The organism is Ideonella sp. (assembly GCF_044358605.1).
In the GTDB taxonomy this organism is placed as follows: domain Bacteria; phylum Pseudomonadota; class Gammaproteobacteria; order Burkholderiales; family Burkholderiaceae_C; genus Ideonella.
The window spans coordinates 1-9006 of the sequence record NZ_JBIKNQ010000098.1; the positions used below are offsets into that span (position 1 = coordinate 1).

7 protein-coding genes and 1 pseudogene are annotated in these 9006 nt (G+C 64.1%); 1 reads left to right on the plus strand and 7 read right to left on the minus strand.

Annotated features, from left to right (window positions below):
* Window positions 1-103: 103 nt before the first annotated feature.
* The 7 genes and pseudogenes from ACIQ3Q_RS21670 to ACIQ3Q_RS21700 form a co-directional block, all read right to left on the minus strand.
* Window positions 104-604, minus strand: a pseudogene (locus tag ACIQ3Q_RS21670) (FAD-dependent oxidoreductase); the annotation flags it as partial.
* A 45-nt stretch (window positions 605-649) separates the two neighbouring features.
* Entirely contained in the window at window positions 650-2005 is a 1356-nt protein-coding gene (locus ACIQ3Q_RS21675) for a TolC family protein (protein WP_396271319.1), read from the minus strand.
* Between the two features lie 10 nt (window positions 2006-2015).
* Window positions 2016-4049 (minus strand): ATP-binding cassette domain-containing protein, encoded by a 2034-nt coding sequence (locus tag ACIQ3Q_RS21680; RefSeq protein ID WP_396271320.1) that lies wholly within the window; start codon window positions 4047-4049, stop codon window positions 2016-2018.
* 2 nt (window positions 4050-4051) lie between these two features.
* Window positions 4052-5206 carry an efflux RND transporter periplasmic adaptor subunit gene (locus tag ACIQ3Q_RS21685; protein WP_396271321.1) on the minus strand — a complete coding sequence of 385 codons (1155 nt, stop codon included), beginning with the start codon at window positions 5204-5206 and terminating at the stop codon, window positions 4052-4054.
* Between the two features lie 93 nt (window positions 5207-5299).
* Window positions 5300-6208, minus strand: a complete 909-nt coding sequence (locus ACIQ3Q_RS21690) for a hypothetical protein (protein ID WP_396271322.1) — start codon at window positions 6206-6208, stop codon at window positions 5300-5302.
* Between the two features lie 11 nt (window positions 6209-6219).
* Entirely contained in the window at window positions 6220-7098 is an 879-nt protein-coding gene (locus ACIQ3Q_RS21695) for an ABC transporter ATP-binding protein (protein ID WP_396271323.1), read from the minus strand.
* The gene (locus ACIQ3Q_RS21700) at window positions 7095-7448 is read right to left on the minus strand and encodes a GntR family transcriptional regulator (protein ID WP_396271324.1); all 354 of its coding nucleotides are present in this window, start codon (window positions 7446-7448) and stop codon (window positions 7095-7097) included. Before ACIQ3Q_RS21700 ends, ACIQ3Q_RS21695 begins: the two co-directional genes overlap by 4 nt.
* 310 nt (window positions 7449-7758) lie before the next feature.
* Here ACIQ3Q_RS21700 and ACIQ3Q_RS21705 point away from each other — a divergent pair.
* On the plus strand, window positions 7759-9006 hold a 1248-nt coding region (locus ACIQ3Q_RS21705; RefSeq protein WP_396271325.1), incomplete at its 3' end, for a nitrilase-related carbon-nitrogen hydrolase.

A 9006-nucleotide genomic window follows, 5' to 3' on the forward strand; every position in this document is an offset into this window, starting at 1 on the left:
GGTGTCGGCGCCGCGCATAGGTCTCTCTCAGATCGAGATGCTCACATTGTCCTCGCTGCGCCTCGCTCGACCATCACAACCGGTCGGTATTTCAGCAGCCTGCTAGCACTTGGTAGGGCACTTTGTATTGCTGCAGGATCTCAACGTCCTTGCCAATGCCGTCCAATTGCTTCTGCGTGCGAAAGAGTTGCAGCGTGCCTTGGGTGCGCTCGTCATAGCGGATGCCGGTGTCGGCCCGCAGCTGCACCATGCAGTCGCGGCTGTACTCGGCCAGGCGCACCATGCGCGCCTTTTTCGCCCGGTAGCGGGCCTCGGTGCAGTTGAGCAGCATGGCCATGCCCCAGCGCCACATGGCAGCATCGAGCATGGGCTTGATGACCAGGGGCGAGTGGTGCATCAGCATCCACTTGATGGCTTTGATCGGCACGCCAGGCCCAGCCCAAGGGGCGGAGTAGCCGGGCGAGACTTCGCCGGCATTGGCAAAGCTGGTTTCCAGTGCCGGGCCGCTTTGGCGCTCGATGACGGTGACCTCGTGGCCGGCGCGGCTGAGGTAATAGGCGGCGGTGGTGCCGATCACACCACTGCCCAGGATGGCGATCTTCATGGGATGCTCCTTTGCGAGCCCCAAGTATCGCCGTCAATGTGGACGTTAAAGCGCCAGCACCTTGATGAGATTGGCCTGGTTCAGCGCCTGCCGCAAGCGCATCTGCACCGCTTCTTGTTCAGCGGCCAAGCGGGCATTGCGCGCCTGCAGCCAATCCAGCTTGGCAATGCTGCCCACTTCAAAGCGCAATTGGGCCAAGCGCTCGGTGCGCTGGGCCTCTGCCAAGCGGGCGGCTTGGGCCTGGGCCTCGGCGGCCAGAGCTTGGCGCTCTGCCGCCACTTGCTCGATCTCGACCTGGGCTTTGTGCAGGGTGTCGCGCAGGCTCAGCGCCGCAGCTTCCACATCAGTGTGAGCTTGGGCTTGTTGCAGTTTCAGCCGCCGCCAGTCCACCAGCGGCACCACGAGGTTGGCCGCCAAGTTAGCCAAGGGTTTGTCCAGCCAGTCGCGCCACTCACTGCCGCCTGTGGACACACCCAAGCTGAAGCTGAGTTGGGGGTAGCGCGCCGCCTGGGCCACGCGCTGCTGGGCCAGGGCTACGTCCACCCCCCAGCGGGCGCGCTGCACATCGGGGCGGCGGCTCAGCACCTCGGCCGGGCTGCCCAGGGCCAGGGCGGGCAGCGTGGCGCTGGGCAGCTGTGGGCTGGCGGGCAGCACCAGGCTGCTGTCGTCCAGCAGGGTCTCTAGGCTCAGTTGCTGCAGCAGGCGGTCTCGGCCCTGTTGCACCTGGCGCACTTGCAAGGCCTGCAGGGCAATGGCGGCTTTATCGACCTCAATCGGCAAGAGCTTGCCCTCTTGCACGCGCAGGCGGGTCAGCGCCAGGATCTCGGCCGCACCTTGGCGCTGGGCTTCGATGAGGGGGGCTTCTTGCGCCAGAGCCGCTAAGGTCCAGACCCGCTCGGCCACTTGGCTGCGGATCAGGCCTTGTGCGGCCAGCACGTCGGTGTGCTGGGCCTCCAGTTGCGCGGCCTGGGCTTGGGTGGCGGCGGAGAGCCGGCCCCACAGGTCGGCCTCATAGCTAAGCCCTGCGCTCAAGCCCATGCTGCGGCTCAGGCTGCCCGCCTCCAGAGGGCGGCTGGCCGAGGTCTGCAGGCTCAGGCTGGGCCGGGGTTCTTGATCTTGCTGGCTGGCCTGCCAAGCCAGTTGGGCCTTTTGCACGCGCAACAGGGCTTGGCTCACATCGCGGTTACGCGCCACAGCTTGCGCTTGCAGGCTGCGCAGTGCGGGGTCAGCCCACAGGGCCCAGGCATCGGGCGTGGCCGTGGCCGTGGCCGCTGCAGCGGCAGCATCGGCGGGGGTGGCCTTCCAAGGTGCAGGGTCTGGCAGTGCATGCGGGGGTTTGAGCGGCACGCTGCTGCAGGCCGCAAGCAGCAGCGCCAGCGTGGTCAAGGCGAAAGTCTTCATCGGGTCATCCTCATTCGCGGGCCAGGGCATCCACGGGGCTCAGCGCCGCAGCACGGCGGGCGGGCAAGGTGCCAAAGATCAGGCCCACCAGGGTGGAGACCCCAAAGGCCACGGCCAAGGCGGTGCCATCCACATGCACGGTCAATTTGTCTTGGAAGGCATTCAAGCCGCTGGCGGCCAGCCAGCTCAAGCCCACGCCCACCAGCCCACCCAAGCAGCACAGCACCACGGCCTCGACCATGAACTGCAGGCGCACGTCGGCCTGGCGCGCGCCCACGGCCATGCGGATGCCAATCTCGCGGGTGCGCTCGCTCACCGACACGAGCATGATGTTCATCACCCCTACGCCGCCCACCAGCAGCGAGATGGCGCCCACACCGGCAAACAGCAAGGCCATGGCCCCGGTGACGCTTTGGATCTTTTTGAACTCTTCGTCCGCATTCCAAGAGTCGAAGTCCTCCACCCCGTGCAGCGCTTTGAGACGGAAGTGAACCTGCTTGCGCACCTCGTCGGGCGGCACGGTGAAGTCCAGCAGCACATGGAACTGGTCGGCGTCCACCCGCAAGTCCAGTTTGCGGCTGAAGGTCGTGACGGGCACCAGCACCTGGCCCAGCCAACCACCGAACTGCACCGCACTGCCCGAGTCGGGCTCCACCACGCCGATGATGGTGACGGGCAGGGCCACGCCCACGGGTAGCTCCATGCCACCGGCCTGTGCCTGTGCTTGAGCCTGCGCATCCATGCCGCCACCAGGCGCCAGCAGCAGGGTCTTGCCCACGGGGTTCTCACCCGGCTTGAACAAGTTCTTGCGGGCCTTGTCGTCAATCAGCGCCACTTGCACGCTGCTGCTCAGGTCCAGCGGGCTGATCATTCGCCCTTCCACCAGCTTGAGCTTGCGGGCTACCAGGATGTTGGCATCTGCCCCCAGCACGCTGACCATGCTGTCGCGCGAGCCATGCCGTGCCGTGAGTTGCACTTCGCGCTCTACCGTCACGCCTTTGACGCCGGGCAAGGCGCGAATGGCTTCGATCTCATTTGGGCGGAAGGGCTGAGGCTGGGTACCGGGTGGCAGGTTGGGGTTGCCACGCCACACCGGAATGCGGCCCGACAAAAAGCTGCCCACGTCTTTCTCGATGCTGCTGCGCGCGGCGGTGGTCAGCGCCATGATGCTGACCACGGCGGCAATGCCAATGCTGATGCCCAGCATGGACAGCGCCGTGCGCAAGCGGTTGCCCTTGAGCGAAAGCGCCGCCGATTGCAGCGCCTCGCGCCACTGGCCTTGCCGCTGCTGCCACCAGCCGCCGGCTTGCAGCGCCGGGCCGTCTTGATCGGCGGCGCTTGCGGTGGGCGGGCGGTGGTCGGGCGGCGTGCCGCTGTCGCGCAGCACTTCGCCGTCGCGCAACTCGATCACGCGCTTGGCATGGGCCGCCACATGGGCGTCGTGCGTCACCAAAATGATGGTGTGGCCTTGGGCATGCAGCTCACCCAGCAGGGCCAGCATGTCTTTGCCCGATTGAGAATCGAGCGCGCCTGTGGGCTCGTCGGCCAGGATGATTTGGCCGCCGTTCATCAGCGAGCGCGCAATCGACACCCGCTGCTGCTGGCCGCCTGACAACTCATTAGGCCTGTGGTGCATGCGCTCGCCCAGGCCCAAGCGCGCCAACAGGCTCTCGGCGCGCTTCAGGCGGGCTGCGCCAGGCACCCCGGCATAGACGGCCGGCAAGGCCGCATTGGCGCGGGCATCCAGGTGGGGTAGCAGGTGGTAGCGCTGGAAGATGAAGCCAAAGCGCTGACGGCGCAGCGCAGCCAGCTCGTCAGGCCCTAAGCCCGCGGCATCTTCACCGTCGATCAAGAACTGGCCGCTGCTGGGGGTGTCCAAGCAGCCCAGCACGTTCATCAAGGTGCTCTTGCCCGAGCCCGACTGGCCGATGATGGCCACGTACTCGCCCGCCTCAATGCGCAGGCTGACCCCGCGCAGGGCATGGACCTCGTTGCTGCCCAGCAGATAGCGGCGCGAGACATCGCGCAGGTCGATCATGGCCATGCTTACTTGGCGGCTGCCGAGGCCGCAGAGGCCGCCTCAGAAGGCGGTGCCAGCAACACCTTCTCGCCGGCCTTGAGGCCGTCGAGCACTTGCACCCGGGCGCCGTCTTGCAGGCCAGTGCGGACCTTGCGAGATTGGTTGCTGCCCTTGGCATCCACCACCTGCACGGTGAACCGGCCGTCGTCAGCCCGCTCGCCCAAGGCCACGGTGGGGATGGTCAGCACACCCTTGGCTTCACCGGTGGCAATGCTGACCTGCACGGTCATGTCGGGCAGCAGCTTGCGGGCTTTGTTGTCCACCTCAAACAGCACGTTATAAAACACCGCATTGCCGGCGCGCTCGGGCACGGGCTGGATCACCCGCACCACGCCCTCATAGCGCTGGGCCTCGCCCGAGAGCGTAATGAAGCGCGCGGGCTGCCCCACCCGCACGGCAGAGACATCGGCCTCGGGCACACGGGTGCGCACGGTGATCTCGTCCATATTGGCCAAGGTCACCATCACGGGTGTGATCTGCACGGCGATCACCGTCTGGCCCTCTTGCACCGGCAGGTTGACGACCACGCCGTCAATGGGTGCGGTGATGGTGGCATAGCCCAGGGCCAAGCGGCGTTTGTCGAGCTGAGCCTGCAGGCTCTTCAAGCTGGCGTTTTGGCCGCGCAGGTCAGCTTGCAGCTTGAGCAGCTCGGCCTCGGCCCGCTCGGCCTCGGTGGCAGCCGTGGCCTCACCGGCCAGCAGGCGGCGCTGGCGGCCCAGTTCGGCCTGGGCCAGTTTCAGGTCGGCCTGGCGGACGTCGATCAGCGCGGCTTGTTGGGCCAGGGCCGCTTCGGCCTGGGCCACCTCGCTGCGGGCGAATTCAGGGTCTAGGCTGACCAGCACATCGCCTTTTTTGACCTGCTGGCCAAGTTGCACATGGATCTTGCGCACTTGGCCGCTGACCTGTGCACCCACATCCACCTTGACCCGCGGCTGCAAGACACCGGCGGCTTGCACCGCTTGCACCACGTCGGTCAGCTTGGCCTCGGCTTGCGGCGGCGGTGCCGGAGGTGGCGGTGGGTTGAGGTGTTGGTAGCCGGCCCAAGCGGCCAAGCCCAGCAGCACCACACCACCACGAAGGGCCCACTTGCGGGTGCGCGCACTGAATTGAGGAAACGCCATGAATCTCTTTCAATCAAACGAGGACCTGCGCCCGGCCCGGAAGGTCAACCGGACATTGCACCACGGGCAGGGGCGAGCAGGCTCAAGACGGGCTCAACGTCCTTGCTGACGGCGGTAAAGCACGCCCCAAGCACCTGCTGCAGACAAGGCCAGCGCCAGGAGCAACCAGGGGCTGGCGAGATCGGCCACACGGTTTTGCAGGTCCGCCATCAGCCAAGGGGCAATGCCGTCCAGTTGGCCACCCATCACCACCTTGTCGTCGATGAGGATGCCCGCGTCACCAGCCGCGCCAGGGAAGAGCGCCGCACCGAAGTTGTTGGCCAAGGCCTTGACGCTGCTCAGCAGCCACGGTTGACCGTAGTACTCCTTGAGCACCATGCCGCCCACCCCCACCACGGCCGCCAGCACAGGCACACCCCAGCGCTTGAGCCAGGCCGAGGCCGCCATCATCAGCAGCACAAAGGGCAAGGCCCACAGCCCGGCCAGCACCAGGCCAGCAAACACTCTCAGCGTACCGGCCGCGATCACCACCAGCAAGACCCCCCAGGGCATGGTGGTCAAGCCCGCCAGGCCCAGGCCTTTGACGACCGCAATCGGGCCAATCAACAAGCCACCCAGCAGCCCAATGGCCACCACCATCATCGGGAACAGCCACACATGCATCAGCAACATGGCGCCCAAGGTCTGGGGCTGACCGACAGGCAGGGACAGCCAGAATTCGATCGAGCGGTCTTGTTGGTCGCGACGGGCCAGGCCCGAGGCCTGGAAGGCGGTGGCGGCAACGGCCAGCACCAGCAAGATCATCGCCGTGCCGAAGGACACGATCATCATCAGGCCTGCACCCGACATCTCGCCGGGCTCATTGACATCGGCATCCACCGTGCCAAACACCGTGGCCAAAAGCATCAACGCCACCGGGATCAAGCCCAGCGCCAGCCAGCCCTTGCGGTGTTGCATCCATTCGCGCAAGAGCAGGGTTTGAAAGACTTTCATCGAGATCATCATGTTCTCCTTCAGGCGCGACGGTTGAGCTCAGGGGCACGGGTCAGCGCCACGAACAGGTCCACCAAACTGGGGCGCACGCGCTGGCCCAGGGCCACCACCTCATCGGGCGGGGCACCGTCAAACAGCGCGGCCGATTGGCCGTGCTGGCGATAGCGCAGCAAGGGGTGGGCGGCAGCCACCGCGTCGGCGGCAGCGGCGTCGTGGCTCAAGGCCACAAAGCGCTGGTCTAACTGGTCCAGGCTGATGTTGAGCACCACCTGGCCCTCGTTGAGCATCAGCACATCCGAGAGCAAGGATTCCACCTCCTCCACCTGGTGGGTGGAGATGATCACCGTGCGTTCACCGTCGCACCATTCATCGATCAGCATCTCGTAAAAAGACTTGCGCGACAGCACATCCAGGCCCAAGGTCGGCTCATCCAAGATCATGACCTTGGCGTCAATGGCGGCCACCAAGGCCAGGTGCGCCTGCACCACCATGCCCTTGGAGAGCTTGCCCACCACGTCGTCCAGGCCCACGCTGGTGCGCTTAAGCAAGTCCTTGGCGCGCTCTGGCGAAAAGCCCGGGTGAAGACCCGTCATCAAGGTGATGAGCTGCCCCACCTTGGCCCAGCGCGGCAGCACCGCCACGTCTGGGATGTAGCACAGCGACTTCAGCAACTCGGTGCGCTGGGTGTGAGGGTTCAGGCCCAGCACGCTCAAGCTGCCTTCGTGCCGCTGCAAGCCCACCAGCGCCTTCATCAAGGTGGTTTTGCCCGCGCCGTTGTGACCCAGCAAGCCCACCACCCGGCCTTTGGGAATCGCAAGATCCACTGCCGACAAAGCTTGCTTCTTGCCGAAGCTCACGTTCAAACCCTGGGCGCGAATCAGTGCAGAGGTGTCATTCATGTTGGGGTCTCCCACTCAAGTTGTGCGGGCGTCAGGCCCAGTTGTTTGAGGCGCTGTCGCAGCTGCGGCCATTCACGCTGCATGAAGCGCTCGCGCTCGATCTGGCGCAGGCGCTCGCGGGCACCGGGCTTGACGAACAGGCCCAGACCGCGGCGGTTCTCCAGCAAGCCATCGTCGTCCAAAGCCTGCAGAGCCCTGCCCACCGTCAGGGGGTTGAGCAGGTAGCGGCTGGCCAGCGTGCGGACCGAAGGCATGGCCTGCCCCTCGGGCGGGTCGCCGTCCAGCAATTGGCCTGCCAAACGGTCGGCCAGTTGGCTGTAAATCGCTTGTCTATCGTCCCAATCTCGCATGACGTGTCCTGGGTGTGTTGGTGATGTAGCACACTGTAGAAGGACACCTGCGATGAGGCCAGCGGCTTGCGACGAACTGCAGCCCCACGCGACAGGCTGTTGACCGGTGCCTGTGCTCCTTGGGTTCGGGACTGTTTGAGGTCCGGCAGGAACTCAGGTCCGTAACCAAGGTCGCCGAAATTAGCATTAACCCTATAGTTGGACGCGAGCAAAAAAGGTCTGACTGCGGCTTTCTACAGTGCGAATGAGCACCTGGAGTCAGATGCACGGTGCTCTTTTACACTCCTAGAAAATCTAGACGAGGAGCATCGTGGAACAGGTAGCGAAACTACTGGATACAAAGAACGAAGAGTTTAGCGCTCGCCGTGCTCTCGTCTGTTTGTGGCATTTAGCCTCGAACAATCAGTTGCTCAATCACTGGGAACAGAACGCCAACGAGAACACGATTCATCCGCACTATCTGGACTTTTTGAGTCATCTTCAGGACGAAGTGCCAATCACGCTTGATGCGATCAACGAGCAACCCTTAGCTCTCATTCGTGCGTTGGACGACTACGTCGCAAGCATTGGGCCACTCGATTCCCAGACCACCACGGCAAGTACATCCTCCTATGTATATGACGTACATGGCAAGAGCTACTGGCTGGTTCCCGTGCCACTTGCCGCCAGGAGGCAGGCCGCCATGAACCGACAGCCTGCGCGTCTGGCTCGATGGTTTCATCACCATGCTGCATTCCCCGCACGCACCGCCCAGGGCATAGATGTCACCGCCAAACTTTCCCGCTCATCGTTGGAGACTGCGCTTCAGAATCTATCGGATCAGCGCAATGGACAGCTCAAGGCCTGGATAGCTCACTTCGACGATGGTGCTGATGTCATCTGGGACAGGCAACTCAGCCCCATCGGAAACTGGCGTACCCTTTCGGTTCAACCTCACCACGCACGGCAACACTCCGTGCACAAAGCGCTTGCCAGTGCGGCCCAAGCCGAGGCTCTGGTAGTGGTGTTTCCTGAGTTCACCCTTGACCTGCAACACCGAAAGCAAGTTGCGGAGTACCTGCGGCAGCACCCCAGTTCGATACAAATAGTGGTTGCAGGTTCATTCCACCAGCCTGAAGATGCCACAACCCCTGCAGTCGCTTACAACACGGCGCCAGTCTTCACTGGCAATGGAAAAGAGCTATTCGTACACCGCAAGCTACGCCTATTCGGCAGAGCCGACGTAGGGGCAGAGTTTGCGGAGGTGGGAAATCATCTGCATGTCCTAGTCACCCCCATCGGCTGCATGACGGTACTGATCTGCAAGGATTTCATGGACGAAGATCCACAAGTAGACAACCTGTTGGCGGAAATACCGGTCGACTGGGTCTGGGTCCCGAGCTATGGTGACGAGACCACACTCAAGGGGCACAAAGAACGCGCGAGAAGATTGGCCACCATCACCACGGGGACTTCCTGCGCAATAGCACAGACACAGAACACGGCCATGAAGCAGGCCGGCCAAGTCCAGGCTTTGCTGCCCGGCTTCGGTCACCCTGCAGGAAGTAAGACTGCCTGT

Bases quoted from the DNA above. Each gene is read 5' to 3' on its own strand.
- ACIQ3Q_RS21700 (WP_396271324.1), bottom strand. From the start codon at position 7,448: ATGCGAGATTGGGACGATAGACAAGCGATTTACAGCCAACTGGCCGAC.
- ACIQ3Q_RS21695 (WP_396271323.1), bottom strand. From the start codon at position 7,098: ATGAATGACACCTCTGCACTGATTCGCGCCCAGGGTTTGAACGTGAGC.
- ACIQ3Q_RS21690 (WP_396271322.1), bottom strand. From the start codon at position 6,208: ATGATCTCGATGAAAGTCTTTCAAACCCTGCTCTTGCGCGAATGGATG.
- ACIQ3Q_RS21685 (WP_396271321.1), bottom strand. From the start codon at position 5,206: ATGGCGTTTCCTCAATTCAGTGCGCGCACCCGCAAGTGGGCCCTTCGT.
- ACIQ3Q_RS21680 (WP_396271320.1), bottom strand. From the start codon at position 4,049: ATGGCCATGATCGACCTGCGCGATGTCTCGCGCCGCTATCTGCTGGGC.
- ACIQ3Q_RS21675 (WP_396271319.1), bottom strand. From the start codon at position 2,005: ATGAAGACTTTCGCCTTGACCACGCTGGCGCTGCTGCTTGCGGCCTGC.